This window comes from Bradyrhizobium sp. CCBAU 45384 (assembly GCF_028128665.1).
Lineage (GTDB): Bacteria > Pseudomonadota > Alphaproteobacteria > Rhizobiales > Xanthobacteraceae > Bradyrhizobium > Bradyrhizobium manausense.
In genome coordinates, this window is sequence record NZ_LBIZ01000115.1 from 75,919 (window position 1) to 96,240 (window position 20,322).

A 20,322-nucleotide genomic window follows, 5' to 3' on the forward strand; every position below is an offset into this window, starting at 1 on the left:
CGAGGAGAACTCACAGGCAACTCTGCTCAACGCTTGACGTCGGGCCGCGCGTCGCCAACAAATTTGTCGCGGTTTGGCATTTTGATCGCGGCGAGCGACTTGGCGTCGAGCGTGGCATCATCTCGCACCAATCCGTTCAAGTTCAGGATGTAGGCCGACACTGCGTATACGTCTTCATTGCTGAGCGATTGCGGCGCGTTCTGCGGCATCGCGCGGCGAATATAGTCAAACAATGTTGGCGCATAAGGCCAGTAACTCCCGACCGTCCGGATCGGCCTTGGTGTCCCGATTGTGCCTTGTCCGCCAACGAGCCGGTCGCCAATAGCGCCCTCGCCCTTCTCGCCATGGCACGAGGCGCATTGTTGAGCGAATACATCACGTCCCTGGCTGACCGAACCGCGGCCTGCCGGCAGATTGCTGCCGTCACGTCCGACATCAATATTCCAGCCCGCAATCTCCGCTGCGGTGGCCGGCCGCCCAATGCCATAGGTGCTTTGCGCCTGCGCGCTGCTCGCCCAGATCAAGAATACGAGAACGACGCCGCAGATCTCACGCCAGAGCATTGGTCACCTCCCCGTCGGCACTGATGCGCCAGGGCCAGATTGCATTGTTGTGGTAGAAATAGTTCTCGCCGCGTACCGCGAGCAGCTCGGCGAGCGTCGGCTGCACATAGCCGGTCTCGTCGACCGCGCGGCTCTGGATCACCGCCGGCTTGCCGTCCCATCGCCAGGGCAAGCGGAAGCGCGTGAGCGCGCGCGTCAGCACCGGCTCCTGCAATCGCGCATCGTACCAACTCTTGCCGTCATCGACCGATACCTCGACTCGCTGGATCTTGCCGTGGCCGCTCCAGGCGATTCCGGTGATTTCGTGGAAACCTGTTGCGTTGAGGCGCTGACCACCCGAGGGACGGGTGATGATCGACTTCGCCTCCATGTAGAAAGAGAACTCACGCGCCGTGCCATCAGGCAGAAGATCGGTATATTTCGAGGTCTCTTCGCGCGAGTAAGCGGGCTCCGCCGTCACGTGCAGGCGCCGCAGCCATTTCACATTCATGTTGCCTTCGAAGCCAGGCAGGAGCAGCCGCAACGGATAACCCTGCTGCGGTCGCAGCCGCTCGCCGTTCTGGCTATAGACGAGCAAGGCATCCTCGAGGCATTTCTCGATGGGGATGCTGCGGGTCAGCGCGGCGGCGTCGGCGCCTTCGGCGATGATCCATTTGGCCTCAGGCTTCAGCCCAGCTTCCTGAAGCACCGGTTTCAGGCTCACGCCCGTCCATTCCGCACAGCTTAGCAGACCCACGAGGTCCGACGCGGTCCTGCCATAGGGTTTGGTGTAACCGGGATTGCCGGAACATTCGAGAAAATGAATGCGCGATTCCGACGGGAAACGCCTGAGATCGTCCATCGTGAAGATCAGAGGGCGCTCGACGAGACCGTGAAGCATCAAGCGGTGCTGCGCCGGATCGATGGTCGGCACACCGCCGTGGTGGCGCTCGTAGAACAGCCCGTTCGGCGTAATGATGCCATCGAGATCCTGCAACGGCGTGCGGCCGGACGCGGAGATGTACTGTTTGAGGTTCTTCGAGATGTTCTTGACGACGCCCTTCTCGAACGGCGACGGCGCACCATAGGGCTGGCTCCCCATGGGATCGCCGGGCGCCTTCATCCAATCGGGCACGTTGGGCGGAAGGTTGTCCGTCTCCGCCGCCGTTGACCCACCAGCTCCAAGGACAACGCCGCTCGCCGCGGCGCCGCCACTTTGCAGGAAGCGTCGGCGTGTGGTCCCGATGGGTTTGTCGCTTGTGTGGATCTTGTTGCTCATGGCTGGTCCTCGGCTGAAGCTCGGCCCGCATGAAACCTGCCGCGAAGCGCGTTTGCAATTCGCGCGCATTTCAAAAGCAGGCGATTTCGATCAAGACTGGTCTAGTTTCACCGGCCGTGACAGCAGTTCCATTCCGTGCAGCGCACAAACGGTGCGTGCGTCACTCGCCCGGCGCGATTGCGTTGCTGGGCGTCGGCCGATCGGTGATCTGCTGGCCGAACAGGCTGCCAATCAGTTCGACCGCGGTGCGCGCGGTGCGCCCGCGCTCGTCCAGGAACGGGTTGAGCTCGACGATGTCGACCGATCCCACCACCCCGGAATCATGCAGCAACTCCATGATCAGATGCGCCTCGCGATAGGTCGCGCCTCCCGGCACCGTGGTGCCGACGCCGGGCGCGACGCAGGGATCGAGAAAATCGACATCGAAGCTGACATGCAGCACGCCGTTATTTGCCTTGACGCGCTCGATCACGCGCCGGATCAGCACTGCAACGCCGAACTCGTCGATCTGACGCATGTCGACGACCCTGATCCGGCGGGCGCGCATCAGCTCCTTTTCGAGCTTGTCGATTGAACGCGCGCCGAACAGATCGAGCCTGCCAGGATCAATCGAGGCGCGTGCATCATCGCCCAGCAGGCCATCGAGGCCGGCCTCGCCGCACAGGAACGCGGCCGACATGCCGTGCATGTTGGCTGTAATCGTCGTCTCGGGCGTGTTGTAGTCGGCATGCGCGTCGAGCCAAAGCACGAACAGATCGCGTCCGTGCTCCCGCCAATGGCGCGCCATGGCGTTGACCGATCCCATCGACAAGGTGTGATCGCCTCCCAGGAAGATTGGCAATGCGCCAGTTTGCGCGATTTCATAGCCGCGACGGCTGAGCACACGCGTCCAGCGCTGGATTTCGCGGTAATGATTGGCCTTTGCCGGCGGCCTGTCGGCGAGATCCCTGATCTCGGCCACCGAAAGATCGCCATAATCGACGACTTCGAAATCCAGGCTTTCGAGCAGGGTTGCAAGGCCGGCGGTCCGCAGCGCGGCGGGGCCCATCAAGGTGCCGCGCTGCGAGGCGCCCATGTCGATGGGCGCGCCCAGCAACGCGATGCGCCGGGCTCGATCCGTGATGGTTCGATCGGTCACGGCAATCTCCTGAGGTCAGCAACGCTGCACTAGCGTAACAGAGATTCGCATCCGGCGTTTCACGGGGGAGCCGGAACAAATTCCCGCGCGCGGCATTTTCCCACCAAGGCCGGTACCCGCCGTTCAAGACGGCGCCTGTCGCGGATAGCCAAAGGCCCTCGGGCCCGCTGTTCAAAACGAGCGCACGCGCGGATAGCCAAAGGTACCGGTCTCCGTCCTTCCGTCAGGTTCTGGAGGTCGCGAGCTTGAGCACGGACATACCGCAGCCCAATCCCCAGCCCGGCATGGCCGAGCGCGCCATCGATGCAGCGACCGACGTGTCGCACACCATCGGCGAGGTCGCAGGAGGCCTGCATGCCGCCGTCGATCGCCTCACTTACGCGATCGACGAAGCGCGAAAGCCGGGCCGGCCGCTTTCAACGGTGGCGGCGATCACGCGCGAGGCCCCCCTGGCCAGCCTGTTCGTCGCATTCCTCTTTGGCGTCGCAATCGCGCGCCGGCGCTGACGATCGGTTCAGGCGGCGCTGACGGCTTCGAGCTCGGCCGCCAAGAAGGTCTTTTCGAACGCGTCGGCAGGCATCGGGCGACCGAAGAAATAGCCTTGACCTTCTTCGCATCCCATACCGACCAGGAAGTCGGCCGTAGCGCGGTTCTCGATTCCTTCGGCAACAACCGTCAAGCCGAGCTGCTTGCTGAGGCCGATGGTCGAGCCGACAATGGCGGCATCGTCGGAATCGGCGAGCAGATCGATCACAAAAGAGCGGTCAATCTTGAGCCCGTCGAGGGGAAATTTCTTCAGGTAGCTCAGGCTTGCATAGCCTGTTCCGAAATCGTCGAACAGAATGCGTACGCCGAGTTGCTGGATGCGCTTGAACATGTCGAGCACCCGGACCTCGTCGTGCAGCAGGACATCCTCGGTAACTTCGATCTCGAGCAGCGAAGGAGTAAGTCCCGTCGTTCTCAGCAGCTCCGCAACGGAATGCGCGAGATCGCCGGAGTGGAGCTGCGATGGCGAGAGGTTGATTGCGACGCGGACCGCATTTCCCGACAATTCCCACGCGCGCGCCTGCCGGGCGGCGGTCTCCATCACCCAGCCCGCGATCCGCTCGGACAGCGCCGAGGTGTTGACCACCGGCATGAACTCGCCCGGCGAGACGTAGCCGCGCACCGGGTGACGCCAGCGGATCAACGCTTCAGCTCCGACCAGGCTGCCGTCGATCAGGCGGACCTGGGGCTGGTAGAACAGCTCGAACTCGCCGCGATCCGCCGCAAGCGCCAGTTCGCTCTCCAGTGTCAGCCGGCTTTCCAGCTCCTGCCTGATCGCGCTTTCGAAGATCACATGACCGCCGCGCCGCGTCAGCTTCGCCTTGGTGAGCGCAAGATGGGCGTTGCTAAGGAGATCGTCCGCGTTCTGTCCACCGTCGGGGTAGACGGCAACACCCATGCTGATCCTGACGCGGTGCTGGCGCGCACCCGTTGCGAGGGGCGCATCGAACGCGCGCACAATCCGCTCGGCGAACGCGGCCAGAGGCTCGCCAACAATGGCGCAATCCAGCGCAATCGCGAACTCGTCACCGCTGAGCCTTGCGACGAGCGCCTTGCCGTCGACTTCGGTCCGCAAGCGCTCGGCCACCGCCCGCAGCACGAGGTCGCCGGCTGCGTGTCCGAGCATGTCGTTGATCTGCTGGAAGCCATCGAGTCCCAGCACGAGCAATGCGAACTCGGAGGACCGCCGCTCCGCAGCAGCGATTAGACCGACGAGGCCGGCGTGCAGCGTGTTGCGGTTGGCAAGTCCGGTCAGCGCATCGTATTCGGCGAGATATCTGACACGTTCGGCCTCGCGCTTGCGCACCGAGATGTCGCGCAAGATCGCGCCATACTGGAAGCCGTCCGTTCCCTGCCAGCCCGAAAAGCTCGCCTCGACCGGAAAGGTTTCGCCGTTCTTGCGTCGTCCTTCGAACTCGACGACCACGGCGCCGCCGGGGACCAGCAACGCCTGCCGCGCCGCGTCTCGGATCGCGAAGGCCTTCGCACCGGCTTCCGCCGGAATCGCGCAAAGCGTTTCAAACGGGTGACCGATGATTTCGGTCGGCATATAGCCAAAGATCGCGCTTGCACCGGGATTCCAGACCGTGATCCGATGATGTTCATCGGTGCAGACCAGACCATCGCCGAGCGACATTGCGATACGGTGGAACCGACTTTCGGCGATACGTCCCAAGAGGCTGCGGAAGTCGATCTCGTCCAGCGCGATGGCTGCCAGATAGGCGATGATCGCGATGTGGAAGAGCGAGGTGTCGATGATGAGCGGCCAACGCTGCTGCACCAGGACCGCAGTCAGTTCGATACTGGCGCCGGCTGCAACCAGGATGGCGACGCGGGCGCCGGGCGCAACACGGCGCCAGGAATACATCATCAGCAGACAGATCACGGCAAGGCCGACAATCATGCCGACATCGGACGTCCAGCGCAGCATACGGTTCTGAAGGACCGATTCTGCCGCCAATGCCTGGAGCACAGGTCCCGCGATGATGCGGCCGTTGGGAACGCTGAACCGGTCCCCCAATTCGAATGCGGTAGCACCGACGATGACCTTCTTGTCCCTGAGCTTATCGAGCGCCGCGGCGTCACCCCGCAGCACGTCGACATAAGAAACAACTGGAATAGATCCTGCCCGAATGCTGAAGTCGATCAGGAAAGGCGGACGCCGGTCGACGTTCTGCCCGGCCAAGACGACCGCCATCGACGGCATCTGCGCATCGCCGAGTTTCTCTCCGACCGGGTAGCGGCGAACCAGCCCATCAGATTCAACCGCGACATTGACGACGGCCGGCCATGACTGTCTGCTGAACGGCTTGAGGGGACGATTGATGTGAACCGCACCGCCATTTGGCGTGGGCTGCTTGAAGGACGGCAGGATCGTCGAGCCGCCGACCTTCCGAAGCGCGGTGAGGAAAGAATCGTCGGAGGCTGGATCCGAGGGCGTACTGAAATCGATGTCGAAAGCTATGTCCTGCGCGCCGGCAGCCTCGAGCCTGTGCAGGAGGTCGGCGTGCAGGCTGCGCGGCCAGGGCCATACGCCGATCTGATCGATCGAGGGGGCATCGATGGCCACCACGACGACGCTACCGGTGGCGGAACGCGACTGCCATGCGAAGCGCAAATCGGTGAGCGCGTTGCGCAGCGCGCCGTGCCATCCCGTGGACAGCACGACCGCCAACGCGATCACGACAAGAATATGCGGCCGATAGCGTTTCACCCGATCCTCCCGCGCACCCGCTCTCGCGGCGGGCGCGCCCCCCATCGCCCCTAGGAAATCGCCTTAGTGATGGTGACCATTCCCGTTGCCGTTGCTGTTGCCGTTGCCGTTGCCATTGCTGCCGTTACCGCCACCGTTTCCGTTACCGTTGTTGCCCTTACCGTTGCCGGTGGCGGCACTGTTGTTGGCAGCACTGTTGTCATTCCCTTTGTCGGATTTACTCTTGGGCGTTCCACTGTTGCCGGGCACATCGCTGGTCGACCCGGCATTGGTCGCAACATTGGTTGTCGCACTTGACGACGTAGACGAGCCGCCGGCTGCGGATCCACTGCCGCTGACGGTGACCGCCGTGACGCTCGAGCTGTTGGAGGTCGTGGTCGTCGTGCTCGACTTGCCATCGCTCCACACCGTGTCCGTGCTGGCGTTCGCATTGCGCGCCCGTCCTGGTGCGACGGCACTATGGGCGAGCCCGTGCGTGACCTTGTGGAAGTTCAACTTGACCTCGCCGAGCGAGCTCGAGATCCGCACGACGCCAGGCTTGGGCGCGTGAGTTCCGCTTGCCTGATGCGAATGCATCGGCACGCCCGCGACCTTGATCCCTTTCTCGATCTTGCCAAGAGCATGTATGGCATGGCCATTGGCAGCATCGCGGGGCGTTGACAGGCCCGACTTCGGCACGGGGACCCGATCGATCGTCGAAGCACGCGGCTTGCCTTGCTCGATCGGATTGAGTGTGCCGGAGCCACTCAGGCTGAGCCCGGACTTGCCATGCGCGAAGGCGGTCGCCACTTGGCCGGGCATCACCTGGGCGATCTGACCGGTCTTGAAATCAGACACCTCAACCTGCCCGCGGAGCACACCGACCTTGGTGCTGCCTGCGCCCACCGTGACACTGAAATGCGTTCCCTTGACCACGGCGGCGAGGTAGGGCGTCTCGACCTCGAAATGCTTGACGTTGCGCTTCTCGACCTCGAGCAGGATCGAGCCCGCCTGCTGGATGATTGTGGTCGAAAGACCCTCCTTCTTCTCGGCCGGCACGCCGACCACCGAGTTGGGAGAGATCAGGATCGTCTCCTCACCGCGAACGAGCAGGACGCGCCCGTTCCGGCCGGTGCGGATGGTATCCCCCGGCTTCAGTGTCTCTTCCTGGTTCAGCGAGACCTGCTGCGCGCCACTGGTCGCGAGCCAGACCTCGCCCGATGACTTGCTGACCGACCAGACGCCGTCATCCGCGGCGGATGCGACGGATGTGGCTCCCAGGACCAGCGCTACCATCACGGCGCACCGCATTCCAATTCGGACAAGCATAATGACCCTCAGCCGGAGTTACTGCCGAGCCTTCTGCGTATCCGAGATCACTCAAGATTAGCTTAGCGGTAATCCGGGAGTCCGGCGGCCGCATTAACGGATCATTGACCATAAAAAACTAAGAAAAATCATGCAGCTACTGAATCCTTACCGGAGCCAGGCGACGTCTCCGTCAAACTACGCAGGACGATCCACGCATAGCGCCGTGGGACGGTACCTCGCTGCCGCCTTGGTCCTCCTATGGTCGACATTTGCGGGAATCCCCCAATCACTCGCGCAGCAGGCGAACCAGCCGGGATTTAATCCTCTTCAGCCGGAGAAATACTTTGAAAACCAAACCAAGCAGGAATCCCTCGGCCGTCCGCCGGTGAAGCTGCCCTCGGTCGGCGGGCCCAATACCGGTGGGGACACCAAGCCGCAGTTCGTGCTGCGCGACATCGATGTGACCGGCGCCCGGGCCATCCCCCATGATCGCATCGCCGCAGTCTACCAGACCTATCTCGGCAAGCAGATTTCGCAAGCTGACCTCGCGACGATCGCCGGCGCGATCAGCGATCTCTACCGGGTCCAAGGCTTCCATCTGAGCCGGGCGATCGTGCCGGCGCAGGACATTGCCGACGGCCGCGTCCGGATCCAAGTCATCGAAGGCTCGATCGTCGAGGCCGAGCTGAAAGGCGACGGTGCCGAGCAGTTCGGCGTGAGGCCAATGCTCGGGCCGATTCTAGCCGAACAACCGTCGCGCCTGGCAACGCTCGAACGCCAGCTCTACCTCGTCAACGGCCGGCCGGGCGTGCGCATCGCCGACACCTCGCTGGAGGAGATCGGCGGCACGACCGGCCGCTTCCGCCTCACCGTTTATCTGAAGACGTGGCATGTCTTCACCTCGTTCGGCCTGGACAATTTTGGCTCGTCGTCGGTCGGTCCGTGGCAGACCTACGCGACGGGCGCGTTCAACTCCTACCTCGCGCCCGGTGACACGCTCGCCGTCAACCTGTCGACCATTGCCAACGACCCGCGCGAACTCGGCTTCTCTCGGCTGTCCTATGACGCCCCGGTCGGCGTCGACGGTGTTCGGCTCGGTGGATCGGTCCTGTACAGCGCAGTCAGGCCTGGGGATGCGCGGCGCCTCGCCAGCGACATCACCACGACCGAGGCGTTCGAGTTGCATGCCAGCATTATCCCGCTCCAATCCCAATCGTCCACGCTGACCCTGACTGCAGCGACGACCTTCAGCAATGTGTCGGAGCACGATCTGTACGGTCCCTGGTACAGCGACCACATCAGAACCGCGAGCCTCACTGCCGACTACCGGCTGCAAGATGGCTTCGGCGGCACAAACTACGCGACGATGACCTTTCGCCAGGGCCTCGATGTCTTCGGCGCATCGCATGTCGACGACGATCTGTTGTCGCGCGATGGTGCCACCTCGAACTTCTCGGTGCTGAACTTCTGGTTTACACGCTACCAGACGCTCAACGACGCATGGTCGCTCAAGCTGTCTGCGGCGAGCCAGACCGCGTCACGCCCCCTGTTCACTTCGCAGCAATTCTATCTCGGCGGTGCAGCCTTCGGCCGCGGCTATGGCGCGGCCGAGATCAGCGGCGATAACGGTCTTGCCGGCTCGCTCGAAGTGCGTTTCGACCAGAAGCTCAATTTTCGCTACTTTAGCGGCTACCAGCTCTACGCTTTTGGCGACGCCGGCGCCGTCTGGAACGACGGCTACCGGCTGAGCGACGGCCTGTCGCTGACATCGGCCGGTGCAGGCGTACGTTTCTTCCTGGCGCAGGACCTCCAGGCGGATTTCGGCGTGGCGGTGCCCTTGAGCTACCGCGCGCCGGACAATGAACGCCGCAGCCCGCGCTTCCTGTTCACCCTGTCGAGTGCGTTCCGGCTCTGCCCCGAACGCGGCAGAAATGGCTGTCTTTAGCCGCGTGCCCTTGTCTTGATGCGGCCCTTTTGCGGTCGTCCTCACAGACTTGCCTAAATTTAATCCCGCAATCTGGTCACGATCGCTCGATGCCGCCGTTTTCAATAGCCATGTTCAGTCAAAAGTGATTGAGACGGAACTCATGAAAAGGGTGTTTGCAATTCTGGCTTTTCTCTGTGTCCTCGCGGCGGGCCAGTACGTTATCGTCAGCAAATTCGCGATCCGCCATGAGATGCTGTCCTTGTTTGACGCCGCGCGTCAGCGGCCGATCTCGGTCGAGATCGCGGTGCGGCGCGACTACGAGACCAAGGCCAATCTCGGTCTTTGGAAGCTTCCGGTCGCCATCATCAGCAACGGCAACACGGTCAAGGCCACCGAATATTCCTTCCTTGCCAACGTCCTTGCGGCGCGTGGCTATCTGGTCGCCAGCATCCAGCAGGATCTGCCGAGCGATCCGCCCCTGATGACCCATGTCGGCCAGAAATATGTCGGTCGGCGCGAGGTCTATATCCGCTGCGAGGCCAACATCCTCTTCGTGCTGAACACATTGAAGGGGCGGCAGGAGAATGCCGACTACGACCACATCACGCTCGTCGGTCATTCCAACGGCGGCGACGTCTCCATGTATGTCGCGCAGCAGCATCCCGAACTGGTGTCGAAGGTGATTACGCTCGACAATCTCAGGGTGCCGTTCGTCCTCAACGACCGCATGAAGATTCTGTCATTCCGCTCCAAGGATCCGCATTTCCTGACCGACCCCGGCGTGCTGCCGACCCCGGAAGAGGCCAAGGCGCGGGGCATCGACATTGTCCATACCGGGGCGCAACACACCGAGATGAGCGATCGTGGACCCGACTCGGTCAAGGAGAAGATCCAGACGACACTTGACCGCTTCCTGCGAGACAGTGCCAGCAGCGCGCTCGCGCCTGCCGATACCACGGCCCCGATGATCATGAACCCCGGCGACTATTAGTCGGAACGCTTTGCGGCAGATCAACGCAGCTCCATGCTGGCCGGGATAAATGGCCATACAGGCTCGGAGAGGCACGTGTTACACCATACCGAAAGGCTTGATGCGACGAGGCTCGACATGGAGAGCCTTGGCCTCCCTCCGGCGAGGGCGCCTGCACCCATGCGCCATTTCTATCGCTTGGCCCGCAGGCTGTTCCGCTCGATCATCGCACGTATCGACCTCTCACAATTTCCGGGATCATGCTGCGGCTGAGTAGACGGTCCGCAAGCGAATGTAGGCAGGTGACGAGATGCGCGCAGCAGCAAGACGAATTTGGCTCCTGCTAGCGACAGCCGCGAGTTTGGCTATATCGCCCGTTCTGGCGGCCGACGCCAATCACGGCGCCGATCTTGCCCGGCGCTGGTGCGCAAGCTGCCACCTCGTGACCAACAGCCAGGCTCAGGCCAGCGTCGACGTGCCCTCCTTCGCATCGGTTGCGCGCAAGCCTGATTTCAGCCCGGAGAGGCTCGCGTTCTTCCTGCTTGACCCCCATCCGAAGATGCCGAACTTTCCCTTGAGCCGGACCGAAGCCGCCGACATCGCGGCCTATATCGGATCGCTGCGCCAGTAGCTGGCTCGCTCCAAACCCTCAAAAATGCAAATCCCTGCCGGAGGAGCCGACAGGGATCAGCAGAAAGGACGATGGACGGCGGATGAGCTTCATCAGGTGGCCCATCGTGGACCTGCATGGGAATTGAAATGCGCATCAATCCGATGAGCAAGATCAATTTGTGAGCAGACTTTCCAAGATCAGGATTTGCCAGATCAGGATTTGCCCTTGCCCGGCTGCATGAAGTTGCCGGTCATCTGGCGCATGTGATCGCCGGCGTTAGTGAACTGGCTGCGCAGGAACTCGGACTGGATCCGCATCGCCTCCTGAAGATCGGTCGCGTGAACCAGCTTGCGAGCATGCTCGAATGCCGCCTTCATATTCTGCTCGGTGAAGGCGAGCGCCTGCTTGGAGACATCAGCACCCGCGCCGGGAACCGACGACATTGATTTGGTGGCGGCATCGAAAAACATGCCGAATGCCTTCTCCGCCTGGTCGATCGTCTTCTCCGCCAGGTCGCGCAGTTCAGCCGGAACTTCGAGCTTCGGTTCGATCATGGTCGTACTCCTCCCTCTTTTCCTGTCTGACTATCACATTTGCCGCACCGCCTTCCAGCGGCCATGATTCAGCAGGGGCCGTCACTGACGGTCCATCGCCGGCCGAGAGGACGGACAGAGCGTATTGCCGGCGCCCGGCCAAAGCTCAGGACAAGGGATGGTCGGGGAGCGTTTCGTCGGTGACAAGATCCTCGATGAGCTTGATGACCTCAAAGCGCTGGCGGGGGGCAAGCTTGAGAAAGGCGCGCAGCAGGCGCAGGCTCTCGACAGTGCCCGTCGCGGGTGCACCGAGCTTGAGATGCAGTTCAGCCGCGAAATTGAGGTTCTTCATCTCGCACCTATCACAGGATCGGTCCTTCGGGTCGGGCGTCGTAAGCCGGATCGAGGACCTGATGTCGTCACCGAACGCCACGGCGACGACAAACTCTAGGTCGGAGCACCCGGCAGGCTGGCGCGCAGAGCAGATCTCAACAAGGTTGCAATTATGTCAAGGAACAACCCGTCGGGCAAGCCAAACCATGAGATTTAGCGATGCTTCGTCGACAGCGTGCCACGGCAATTCCGGATAACAGGAATACTCGCCGCAGTCACCCACCTGCGTCAAGAAACAGCATCATCACCACAAGGCTCCGACCGCTGTCAATTCGACCAACGTTTCGCATCGTTTCTGACATGCTCGGAAACTGGCAAAACACGGGCTAGCGCTTTTTCAGCGTATACTCGTAATCGTTGAACCCGATTTCGGCGGTTGTATCGTCGACGAAATGAAGGTCGATCTCGCAGCCCGTCTCCGGTGTCCTGATATGGGCGCCCATGAAGCCGAGCGAAGCGGCAAGCGCCTCGGGATCGACCGTCTTGTCCGCGCTGTACATCTCGTCGAATGCGCCCTGGAAGAGCATGTCTGGACCATAATCCGTCACCTTGTAGTGCGGCTTGGCGCAGGAAAATGGACGCGGACCGGAGATTTCCCTGGTCTTGAGAGCCACTGTCTTGCCCATCAGCCCCGCGCGCTCGGCATCGTCAGGCTTGCGATGCGGATCGGCCCAAGGCGCAAGCACGGCCGTCGTGAAGACCCAGTTTCCGACAAAAACGGATCGGCGGCCACGGCGGAGCCAGCCATGCCAAGCGATGCGAACAAACAGGCAATATGGGTGGGTTTCATGCGGCAAGTCCCCTTCACGTCTTGGACTCCTCGCCCCGCATCAGGGTTCATCACAATCCGATATTTCTCGCTCCGTGAACCGTCGTTCAAGAACGTGCGACCAAGCGGTTGCGAAACGGCCACGCAGATCACGGGCGCCATGGCTGATGAATGATTTTGATTCGGGCGCACTCAGCACCAAAGGACGACGGCATGCTTTCTCGCTGCGATCTCATCAAGGGCGCCGCGGTTGCGCTTCTTACTCTCTCGACTCAGGGCGCGTGGGCGCAGGAGACCAAAATGAACCTGTTCAAGATCGTCACCGTCAAGGACGAGATCATCATCGGGCTGTCGCCCGACGAGCTCCAGGCGCTTGGCGGCAGTGACGCAAGCGCGGTTGCGCACGCTCTGGCGCAGAAGGGCGACCTCACCGTCTGGCAGTACAACGTGCATCGCGGGCAGAACGGTGAAATGCAGCAGGCCCCCACGGCCAAAATCGGGCTTTTAGCCAACGCTTCGCTCCGCGTCGAGCCCTACACCACGCCCTACCAGATCTTGCCGCATCCGTGACGCGAGATCGGGACGGCCGGCGGTAAAGCCGCCGGCCCATCCTTCAGCGGCGCCGCGCTGAGGCATCCGTCGCAAAACCGTAGACCAGGGCCAGCCGGTCGAGGCATTCGCGAAAACGCCGGGCGAAATAGTCGTTCCAGCGCTGGGTGCGGACAGCGCGCCGCTGCCCGATCTGATCCATGGTCAGGCCGAGCACGAGCACATCATGCACCAGCGCGGCGCCGTCGGTGCCAAGCTCGCGTTCGACCCGGTTCAGCCGTAGTACGGCCTGGCGCTGACGCTCGGTCAGGGGCTCGCGAGAGCGCGTGCCGTCGACAAATTCGCGGGTCGGATCCATGGCCTGCGGGCCCCCCTCTGCCCTCTCCCAGTCGTTCTGGTAAGCGCGACCACCGCGATATTGCGCCTCATCGATCTGGTGATGCGAGTGCAGTCGGCCGAGCGGATCATTGCGAATCGACCGCATCGCCACGATCTTCTCGCCGGAATCAAGCGCGAGCGGGTTGTCGACCTCTGCCTCCATGACCTCGGCATTGAACGGCAGGTCACGCGAGCGCCGGTCGTGAAGTTCGGTCAATCTGTAAGACTTGTTGCGTCTGGCACGAGCCACTTGGACACTCCTTGCGAATTGACGTGAAAAGGGACGGTCGCGCGCGGGTCAGCCGGCGGAGACGAGCCTCAGCACGACGGCAGCAGCCGTACGGGCAGCGCCGGGACCGCGCGTCAGACGCGCATGCGGCGCGCAATAGCTCGAGCCGGGTTGACGTGGGTGACCGCAGAAGCTGATCTCCTCCCCCTCCTTGTCGCCGCCATAGGGGTAGCGGCAATCGCCTCGTTCGAGTTCGTCCAGCGTGACCAGGCGCGGATGGATGCCGACGCAACGCAGTTTGACGGGTTGGGCAGGTTTCAGGGCCGATGGCGGCGGCAGGTTCAGGCCAGGTGGCACGGCACGAGGCGGTGTGCGCGGAGCGGGCTCGCCCGGCAGGGACGGCACGATCGACGGACTTATCATTCGTTCGGGCGTTGCGAGCCCAAGCCCGAGCCGCTTGGCGCGACCGATCACGGCGTTGCGCGTGTAAGCCGTTCCAAACCTTGCGTTAATCCGTCTTCCGATCTCCCCATATGACAGTCCCTTGAAGAAATAGTCGCAAAGCGCGTCGGAATGCTCCGACGACCAACGGCCCGGTTCCATGCTGCTGTCCTGTGATGCGCCCCGATCCCACGATCCTGAGGCGAAACGCACCTTCCGTTATTCCGAAGTTGAAGTCAAGCCAATATTTTCTGATATTCATAATTGCATTAATTCCGAATTTCGGATTACAAGGGGCTGAGCGGTGGGCAATCGAGGGAATCACCATGTTGGACGTTGCGATGATCGAGCGGGGCCTGGAAAAGACGGGCAAGAGCAAAGGCGGGCTGGCTGCGGCGATGGGCGTACGCCCGGGTGCCGTGTCGGAAATCCTCGGCGGTGAACGCCTGGTGAAGGCCTCGGAAATCATTCCGATCATGGAATATCTTGAGCTGAACCTCGCGCCGATCATGGGTCGCGTCGGGGCCGGCGCCGTGATCGAGCCCGACGTCGAGCAGGTTCCGCCGGAAGGGCTCGGCGACATCGCGCTGCCCTTCCCGATCATGGAGGAGACCGTCGCGTTCGAGATCGTCGGCGATTCGATGCTGCCCAAATATCAAAGCGGCGACGTGATCGTTGTCTACAAGGACCAGCGTCACCCGTTATCGAGCTTTTACGGCGAAGAGGCCGTGGTCCGACTCAAGACCGGCGAGCGCTATCTGAAGACCATCGAGCGGGGCAAATCACCGTCCGTCGTCAACCTCACCAGCTTCAACGCCAAGCCGATCGTCGGCGTCAAGCTGGATTGGGTCGGAGAGATCTGCCTCTCGATGCCGAAAGGCCAGCTCGAGCGGTTGCGCGCCAAATCGGCCCGCTCGCGCAAGAAGGGTCGGTAAGCGAAGATTTTCCGATTCTCGGAAGTAAATCTTCACTTCCTTGTTATTTTCAGAAATTCTCTCTGCCGCGCCCCGATCATCGAGGCGCGGCAGGATCGTTTGATGCAGTATTTCGTCGTGATGACCGATTACGGGCGCCGCGGTCGCGAGGCGGTGGTCGATCCTGAAATCACCAGGCGCGAGGTCATCTCCCGCGTCAGCCCCGGCGAATATCAGAACATTTTGTTCATCACGAAGTCGCGGACAATTCCGTCGACAACGTGACCGAAGCCATTTTGGCCGAGGCCGCCCCCCGAAATCCCGCCTGAAGACGTTGACCTCCAGGCCAGCCGCCATGACCACGCTTGCGACCTGCGCAAGCACGAAAAAGCGTGATGCAGGCTGAAACAACCTGCGTCACGGCTCAACCCAAGCTCACACCGTCAGAACGGTCGATCCCGTGGTCTTGCGCGCGGCAAGGTCGGCATGCGCCTTGGCGGCATCCTTCAGCGCATAGGTCTGGTGCACCTCAATCTTGACCGCCCCAGACTTGACGACGTCGAACAGCTCGTTCGCCATGGCGACCAGGTTCTCGCGCTTGGCAGCGTAGGTGAACAATGTCGGCCGGGTAACGTAGAGCGAGCCCTTCTGCGCCAGCAGACCAAGATTGAGCGGTTCGACCGCGCCTGAGGACGCACCGAACAGCGCGGCGACGCCAAGCGGCGCGAGGCAGTCCAGCGACTTCAGGAACGTGTCCTTGCCGACGGAATCGTAGACCACCGGCACCTTCTTGCCGCCGGTGATCTCGTCGACGCGCTTCACGAAATCCTCGCGCGTATAGATGATGACGTGGTCGCAGCCATGCGCCTTGGCGAGTTTCGCCTTCTCGTCGCTGCTGACGGTGCCGATCACGGTTGCGCCGAGATGCTTCGCCCATTGGCTCAGGATCAGACCAACGCCGCCGGCGGCGGCATGCAGCAGAATGGTATCGCCGGCCTTCACCCGGTAGGTCTGCCGGATCAGATATTGCGTGGTCAGCCCCTTCAGCATCATCGCCGCCGCGGTCTTGTCGTCGACGCCGTCTGGCAGCTTCAACAGCCGGTCGGCCGGGATCAGCCGCTCCTCGGAATAGGCGCCGAGCGGCGAGGCGCCGTAGGCCACGCGATCGCCCGGTTTCAGATCAGTAACGCCGGGGCCGACCTCCTCCACGACGCCAGCTGCCTCGCTGCCGAGCCCGCTCGGCAATTGCACCGGATACACACCCGAGCGGTTATAGATGTCGACGAAGTTGAGGCCCACGGCAGTGTGGCGGATGCGCGCCTCTCCCGGGCCAGGCTTGCCGACACTGACCTTCTCCCAAACCAGGACTTCCGGACCACCGGTCTTGTGAAAACGAATGGCGTGAGTCATGGGCGTTGCTCCCTTATCGTTGCGTTGATGGTCCGACAAAAAGCGGATCGGCCGGAGAAATAGCCATTTGGTCCGCCCGTTACAGTATAGAAGACGTAACAAGAATGTCACAGTGAACGACAAACCCTCGCCGTTCCGCCTCTGTTCGAGAAAGTTGATGAGGGTCTGGGAGCCACCGGCAGTAGCTTCTGCGCGGGGTTTGGTGGTCGCCTGCGAAGGAGAGCCGAGATGCCAGCTTATGTACAGCATCATCAGGACATCGAAATCGCGCCTGTGATTTGCCCGACATGCATGGGGTTCCTGCCGATGTATGTGCGCGAGGTCGAGCCGCACTGGAGCCTTGCCAAGATTGACTTCGTCTATGAATGCGCCGATTGCGGCGCCGAAGTCAGGCATACCATCCGCAAGCCGGAGCTGCTGCGGCACTGATCGCACGATCAGCTGCCCGTAAGTATTTGCGCTGAACGGAAAAAGTGCCGCTCAGCGCGGGTCAGGCCGTCCCAAACGAGGCTTGTTCTTTGCCGGGAACGCAGGCAGAACAAGCTTCAAGCAAGACATTTGGGAGCGCCATTTCGTGGCTGATCAGAACGCCTCGACCTCGATCGAGGCAGTGGAGAGCGGCCTCTCCGCGCAAGGCTATATCGCGAGCCGGCAGATCGCGACCGCCGTCTACCTGTCGCAGCAGATCGAGAAACCGATCCTGGTCGAAGGCCCCGCGGGCGTCGGCAAGACTGAGCTCGCCAAGGCAATCGCCGCCTGGCGCGGCAAGAAGATGATCCGCCTGCAATGCTACGAAGGCCTCGACGAGGCCAAGGCGCTCTACGAGTGGAAATACGCCAAGCAGCTGCTCTACACCCAGATCCTCAAGGACAAGCTCGGCGAGGTCCTCGGCGGCGCGCAAACGCTGCATGCCGCGCTCGATCAGCTTCATGATTTCGGCGACGTGTTCTTCTCCAAGGAATTCGTCGAGCCGCGCCCCCTGCTCCAGGCGCTGGAACAGCCGGGCGGCTGCGTGCTGCTGATCGACGAGATCGACAAATCGGACGCCGAATTCGAATCGCTGCTGCTGGAGATCCTCTCCGACTTCCAGGTCACGATCCCCGAGCTCGGCACCGTCTCGGCGATCACACCGCCGACCGTGATCCTCACCTCCAACAGCGAGCGCGATCTCGGCGATGCCCTGAAGCGGCGCTGCCTGCATCTGCATATCGGCTTCCCCGAGCAGCGGCTGGAAGAGCGCATCGTCGAGAGCCGTGTGCCCGGCATCTCGCAGACGCTGCGCCGGCAAATGGTCGGCTTCATCCACGAGATCCGCTCGCTCGATCTGAAGAAACTGCCTTCGGTCAGCGAGACCATCGACTGGGCCCGGGTCCTGGTGCTGCTCCAGGCTTCCGAGCTCGACACCGAGATCGTCAAGGACACGCTCAACGTCCTGCTGAAATATGAGGCCGATATCGAGGCGGCATCGCCGCAAGTGACGACCTTCATCGCCAAGGCAGCCCGGTCCAACGTCTTCGGTTGACGCCGATGCGCGAGAACCTCCATCGTTTCTTTCGGGCGGCGCGGGGCGCCGGCGTCCACGTTTCGCCCGCCGAAAGCATCGATGCAATGCGTGCGGTCGCGCAGGTCGGCATCACCGACCGCACCATCCTGCGCGACGCCCTGCTGCTGACGCTGGCCAAATCTCAGGACGAGAAGCTCGCACTCGGCGACTGCTTTGATCTGTTCTTCAGCCAGCCCGAGCCGCGGCAGGATCAACCCGAGGCCAACGACAATGACGAGGCGTCGCCCGGCTCGAACAGCGAAGCGGGCGGTGGTCAGCCGCAGCAAGGATTGGGCCCGCTCGCCGAGATGCTGCTCTCGCAGGATCGCAACGCGATATCAGCTGCGATCGCCAGCGCCTCCGGTGCGGCCTCGCTCTCCGACATCCGCTATTCCACCCAGCGCGGCATCTTCTCAAGCCGCATCCTCGACGCCATGGGCCTTCAGCGCCTGCGCGACGATCTTGACGAGCTGACCGGGACCAATCCCGCAGTGGCCGAGCGCCTGCGCGCCGCGCTCGAGGCCTTGCGCGAGGCGGTGCGCGACACCGTCTCGCAGGGTCTTGCGCTCTATGCCCGCGAAGAGGCTGAAAACCTCCGCAACGAAATCCTGCGCAATGCGCCTCTTGCCCGCATCGAGCGGCGCCAGGTGGCGGAGATGCGTGCCCTCATCCGCCAGATCGCGCGTCGCCTGCGCGAGCGCTATTCGAAGCCGCGCAAGCGTCAGCGTCGCGGTCATCTCGACGTGCGCCGCACGCTCCGCCGCAACGCCGCCTGGGGTGGCGTGCCGTTCCTCACCGCATGGAAGCGCAAGCACCGCGACCGGCCGAAGATCGTAGCACTGTGTGACGTCTCCGGCTCCGTCGCACAGGTCTCCGATTTCTTCCTGCTCCTGATCCACTCACTGCACGAAGTTGTGGACGACGTCCGCTCCTTTGCATTCTCGTCGCATCTGATCGAGGTCAGCGAGATCCTGGAGAAGAAGTCGCCGGAAGAGGCGATGGCCGAGATCATGTCCAAGGTCGGATTCGGCTCGTCCGACTACGGTTCGTCGCTGGTCGATTTCGAAAAAGACTTCATGAGCGCGCTGACGCCCCAGACCACCGTGATCGTGCTCGGCGATGCCCGCAGCAACAATCTCGATCCGCGCGCGGACATCCTGCGCCGCATCTCCGAACGCTCGAAGCGGTTGGTCTGGCTCAACCCCGAAGGAAGACTCGCCTGGGGCTTTGGCGATTCCGAGATGCCGCGTTATGCGACCTTTTGCAGCGTGGTGCGGCAATGCGCCACCGCGCAGCAGCTCGAGCGCGCAGTCTCCGATATCGTTGCCACTTATCAGTAAGTCTCGTCAGTTAAGTCTTGTCAGTAAGGCTTGGGCTCGCGGCGAACGTCAGTTTCGTGCAAGCTCTGCGTGAGCGACATTACACTCGCGAAAGTGAGAGGCAATTTCGTCGAGCGCACGCCGTTCCCATTCCTGGGCTTGCGCCAGCCAGAAAACCCGACGCTCAAAATCGAGCGCCGCGCGCTCCCGGCACAGGGATTCCTGACCGCGAATTTCGACCAGCCTGTTCATGCACTCACACTCCCTCTGCGTGAAGCCATTCCCAGCGAATCAGCCTAACAGAGTCACGAACCCAGCGTCTCACCCTTTCTGGGCCTATCGCGACGCAGAATGAGACAGCAAGGCTTCCCGTGCACTGCGCCCGTCGCAACGCAGCATCAAATCAAGATCATCAATTAGTGATCGGCGATCGGGACGATCGTCGCATCTGGCCGATCTTAATTATTATGGCGCAACAGACTGCGGCAATTCGTGAAGAAGAGTTCTAAACAGCTCACCGAATTCCGGACTCATTGTCGTCGCATCATCTTCATGCCGCGCCGCTAACAGGGGCGCGCGAACGTGACTATCGCTTGAGGCAACATGAGCAACGACGTCGACTTTGATCTTTCACCGGACCAGTGGGAGGCGCTGAGAGCGCTCCGCAACCCGGAGCCGAGCGGTCGCCTCGCGAAGGCTTATCTGCTCGAAGGTCTCGCCAAGCTTGGCCTCGTCGACGTCAATGACGGAGTGCCTGCGATGACGCCAGCCGGACGCAAGGTGCTGGTGCGCGGATCATGCCGGTTGCTGGATCTGGCGGCGTAAC

At 62.2% G+C, this 20,322-nt stretch carries 22 protein-coding genes and 1 pseudogene; 11 read left to right on the forward strand and 12 right to left on the reverse strand.

Going from position 1 to position 20,322, the window contains the following annotated elements:
* Positions 1–26: 26 nt before the first annotated feature.
* The 3 genes from XH80_RS28210 to rocF form a co-directional block, all read right to left on the reverse strand.
* Positions 27–563, reverse strand: a complete 537-nt coding sequence (locus tag XH80_RS28210; protein ID WP_271601393.1) for a c-type cytochrome — start codon at positions 561–563, stop codon at positions 27–29.
* Entirely contained in the window at positions 550–1,821 is a 1,272-nt protein-coding gene (soxC, locus tag XH80_RS28215; RefSeq protein ID WP_271601394.1) for a sulfite dehydrogenase, read from the reverse strand. The genes XH80_RS28210 and soxC overlap by 14 nt, the downstream gene beginning before the upstream one ends.
* Before the next feature lie 160 nt (positions 1,822–1,981).
* A complete protein-coding gene (gene rocF, locus XH80_RS28220) occupies positions 1,982–2,959 on the reverse strand; it encodes an arginase (RefSeq protein WP_271601395.1) in 978 nt (325 codons plus the stop codon).
* 245 nt (positions 2,960–3,204) lie between these two features.
* On the opposite strand from rocF, the gene XH80_RS28225 reads away from it, so the two are divergent.
* Positions 3,205–3,465, forward strand: a complete 261-nt coding sequence (locus XH80_RS28225) for a hypothetical protein (RefSeq protein ID WP_057749668.1) — start codon at positions 3,205–3,207, stop codon at positions 3,463–3,465.
* A gap of 8 nt (positions 3,466–3,473) precedes the next feature.
* Here the strand turns inward: XH80_RS28225 and XH80_RS28230 are convergent, their stop codons facing one another.
* Positions 3,474–6,218: an EAL domain-containing protein gene (locus XH80_RS28230; protein ID WP_271601396.1), complete on the reverse strand. Its 2,745-nt coding sequence runs from the start codon at positions 6,216–6,218 to the stop codon at positions 3,474–3,476.
* 63 nt (positions 6,219–6,281) lie between these two features.
* Positions 6,282–7,526 (reverse strand): FecR family protein, encoded by a 1,245-nt coding sequence (locus XH80_RS28235; protein WP_271601397.1) that lies wholly within the window; start codon positions 7,524–7,526, stop codon positions 6,282–6,284.
* A 130-nt stretch (positions 7,527–7,656) separates the two neighbouring features.
* On the opposite strand from XH80_RS28235, the gene XH80_RS28240 reads away from it, so the two are divergent.
* From XH80_RS28240 to XH80_RS28250, 3 genes are all read left to right on the forward strand, one after another.
* Positions 7,657–9,453 (forward strand): ShlB/FhaC/HecB family hemolysin secretion/activation protein, encoded by a 1,797-nt coding sequence (locus XH80_RS28240; RefSeq protein WP_271601398.1) that lies wholly within the window; start codon positions 7,657–7,659, stop codon positions 9,451–9,453.
* A gap of 142 nt (positions 9,454–9,595) precedes the next feature.
* Positions 9,596–10,426 (forward strand): alpha/beta fold hydrolase, encoded by an 831-nt coding sequence (locus XH80_RS28245; protein WP_271601399.1) that lies wholly within the window; start codon positions 9,596–9,598, stop codon positions 10,424–10,426.
* Positions 10,427–10,715: 289 nt separating this feature from the next.
* A complete protein-coding gene (locus XH80_RS28250; protein WP_271601400.1) occupies positions 10,716–11,036 on the forward strand; it encodes a c-type cytochrome in 321 nt (106 codons plus the stop codon).
* 194 nt (positions 11,037–11,230) lie between these two features.
* Here the strand turns inward: XH80_RS28250 and XH80_RS28255 are convergent, their stop codons facing one another.
* From XH80_RS28255 to XH80_RS28265, 3 genes are all read right to left on the reverse strand, one after another.
* A complete protein-coding gene (locus tag XH80_RS28255) occupies positions 11,231–11,572 on the reverse strand; it encodes a phasin (RefSeq protein ID WP_057749686.1) in 342 nt (113 codons plus the stop codon).
* A gap of 145 nt (positions 11,573–11,717) precedes the next feature.
* The gene (locus tag XH80_RS28260) at positions 11,718–11,903 is read right to left on the reverse strand and encodes a hypothetical protein (RefSeq protein WP_057749689.1); all 186 of its coding nucleotides are present in this window, start codon (positions 11,901–11,903) and stop codon (positions 11,718–11,720) included.
* Positions 11,904–12,270: 367 nt separating this feature from the next.
* Positions 12,271–12,630, reverse strand: a complete 360-nt coding sequence (locus XH80_RS28265) for a hypothetical protein (RefSeq protein WP_271601401.1) — start codon at positions 12,628–12,630, stop codon at positions 12,271–12,273.
* Between the two features lie 296 nt (positions 12,631–12,926).
* On the opposite strand from XH80_RS28265, the gene XH80_RS28270 reads away from it, so the two are divergent.
* Positions 12,927–13,283: a hypothetical protein gene (locus XH80_RS28270; RefSeq protein WP_271601402.1), complete on the forward strand. Its 357-nt coding sequence runs from the start codon at positions 12,927–12,929 to the stop codon at positions 13,281–13,283.
* Between the two features lie 43 nt (positions 13,284–13,326).
* On the opposite strand, the gene XH80_RS28275 is transcribed toward XH80_RS28270, so the two are convergent.
* A complete protein-coding gene (locus XH80_RS28275; protein ID WP_271601403.1) occupies positions 13,327–13,890 on the reverse strand; it encodes a hypothetical protein in 564 nt (187 codons plus the stop codon).
* 48 nt (positions 13,891–13,938) lie between these two features.
* Positions 13,939–14,472 carry a GcrA family cell cycle regulator gene (locus tag XH80_RS28280; protein WP_271601404.1) on the reverse strand — a complete coding sequence of 178 codons (534 nt, stop codon included), beginning with the start codon at positions 14,470–14,472 and terminating at the stop codon, positions 13,939–13,941.
* Between the two features lie 164 nt (positions 14,473–14,636).
* Between XH80_RS28280 and XH80_RS28285 the strand changes: the two genes are divergently transcribed.
* On the forward strand, positions 14,637–15,245 hold the full coding sequence (locus XH80_RS28285; protein ID WP_271601405.1) for a S24 family peptidase: 609 nt from the start codon (positions 14,637–14,639) through the stop codon (positions 15,243–15,245).
* Between the two features lie 102 nt (positions 15,246–15,347).
* A pseudogene (locus XH80_RS28290) lies at positions 15,348–15,620 on the forward strand (hypothetical protein).
* A gap of 39 nt (positions 15,621–15,659) precedes the next feature.
* On the opposite strand, the gene XH80_RS28295 reads toward XH80_RS28290, so the two are convergent.
* Complete coding sequence (locus XH80_RS28295; protein ID WP_057749707.1) at positions 15,660–16,634, reverse strand: quinone oxidoreductase family protein; 975 nt, start codon at positions 16,632–16,634, stop codon at positions 15,660–15,662.
* 228 nt (positions 16,635–16,862) lie between these two features.
* Between XH80_RS28295 and XH80_RS28300 the strand changes: the two genes are divergently transcribed.
* The 3 genes from XH80_RS28300 to XH80_RS28310 all read left to right on the forward strand — a co-directional run bounded on the left by XH80_RS28300 (position 16,863) and on the right by XH80_RS28310 (position 19,517).
* Positions 16,863–17,063, forward strand: coding sequence for a hypothetical protein (locus XH80_RS28300; RefSeq protein ID WP_271601406.1), 201 nt, complete (start codon positions 16,863–16,865; stop codon positions 17,061–17,063).
* Between the two features lie 145 nt (positions 17,064–17,208).
* Positions 17,209–18,156, forward strand: a complete 948-nt coding sequence (locus XH80_RS28305) for an AAA family ATPase (RefSeq protein ID WP_271601407.1) — start codon at positions 17,209–17,211, stop codon at positions 18,154–18,156.
* Positions 18,157–18,161: 5 nt separating this feature from the next.
* Positions 18,162–19,517, forward strand: a complete 1,356-nt coding sequence (locus XH80_RS28310; protein WP_271601408.1) for a vWA domain-containing protein — start codon at positions 18,162–18,164, stop codon at positions 19,515–19,517.
* Between the two features lie 48 nt (positions 19,518–19,565).
* Here the strand turns inward: XH80_RS28310 and XH80_RS28315 are convergent, their stop codons facing one another.
* On the reverse strand, positions 19,566–19,748 hold the full coding sequence (locus XH80_RS28315) for a hypothetical protein (RefSeq protein ID WP_271601409.1): 183 nt from the start codon (positions 19,746–19,748) through the stop codon (positions 19,566–19,568).
* A gap of 351 nt (positions 19,749–20,099) precedes the next feature.
* Between XH80_RS28315 and XH80_RS28320 the strand changes: the two genes are divergently transcribed.
* Complete coding sequence (locus tag XH80_RS28320) at positions 20,100–20,321, forward strand: hypothetical protein (RefSeq protein ID WP_057749720.1); 222 nt, start codon at positions 20,100–20,102, stop codon at positions 20,319–20,321.
* Position 20,322 lies beyond the last annotated feature (1 nt).

What these genes read in the sequence shown, in the direction of transcription:
- XH80_RS28250 (WP_271601400.1), top strand. Translation starts at nt 10,716, where the DNA reads ATGCGCGCAGCAGCAAGACGAATTTGGCTCCTGCTAGCGACAGCCGCG.
- soxC (WP_271601394.1), bottom strand. Translation starts at nt 1,821, where the DNA reads ATGAGCAACAAGATCCACACAAGCGACAAACCCATCGGGACCACACGC.
- XH80_RS28245 (WP_271601399.1), top strand. Translation starts at nt 9,596, where the DNA reads ATGAAAAGGGTGTTTGCAATTCTGGCTTTTCTCTGTGTCCTCGCGGCG.
- XH80_RS28235 (WP_271601397.1), bottom strand. Translation starts at nt 7,526, where the DNA reads ATGCTTGTCCGAATTGGAATGCGGTGCGCCGTGATGGTAGCGCTGGTC.
- XH80_RS28295 (WP_057749707.1), bottom strand. Translation starts at nt 16,634, where the DNA reads ATGACTCACGCCATTCGTTTTCACAAGACCGGTGGTCCGGAAGTCCTG.
- XH80_RS28320 (WP_057749720.1), top strand. Translation starts at nt 20,100, where the DNA reads ATGAGCAACGACGTCGACTTTGATCTTTCACCGGACCAGTGGGAGGCG.
- XH80_RS28210 (WP_271601393.1), bottom strand. Translation starts at nt 563, where the DNA reads ATGCTCTGGCGTGAGATCTGCGGCGTCGTTCTCGTATTCTTGATCTGG.
- XH80_RS28260 (WP_057749689.1), bottom strand. Translation starts at nt 11,903, where the DNA reads ATGAAGAACCTCAATTTCGCGGCTGAACTGCATCTCAAGCTCGGTGCA.
- XH80_RS28280 (WP_271601404.1), bottom strand. Translation starts at nt 14,472, where the DNA reads ATGGAACCGGGCCGTTGGTCGTCGGAGCATTCCGACGCGCTTTGCGAC.
- XH80_RS28300 (WP_271601406.1), top strand. Translation starts at nt 16,863, where the DNA reads ATGCCAGCTTATGTACAGCATCATCAGGACATCGAAATCGCGCCTGTG.
- XH80_RS28270 (WP_271601402.1), top strand. Translation starts at nt 12,927, where the DNA reads ATGCTTTCTCGCTGCGATCTCATCAAGGGCGCCGCGGTTGCGCTTCTT.
- XH80_RS28240 (WP_271601398.1), top strand. Translation starts at nt 7,657, where the DNA reads ATGCAGCTACTGAATCCTTACCGGAGCCAGGCGACGTCTCCGTCAAAC.
- XH80_RS28315 (WP_271601409.1), bottom strand. Translation starts at nt 19,748, where the DNA reads ATGAACAGGCTGGTCGAAATTCGCGGTCAGGAATCCCTGTGCCGGGAG.
- XH80_RS28310 (WP_271601408.1), top strand. Translation starts at nt 18,162, where the DNA reads ATGCGCGAGAACCTCCATCGTTTCTTTCGGGCGGCGCGGGGCGCCGGC.
- XH80_RS28255 (WP_057749686.1), bottom strand. Translation starts at nt 11,572, where the DNA reads ATGATCGAACCGAAGCTCGAAGTTCCGGCTGAACTGCGCGACCTGGCG.
- XH80_RS28285 (WP_271601405.1), top strand. Translation starts at nt 14,637, where the DNA reads ATGTTGGACGTTGCGATGATCGAGCGGGGCCTGGAAAAGACGGGCAAG.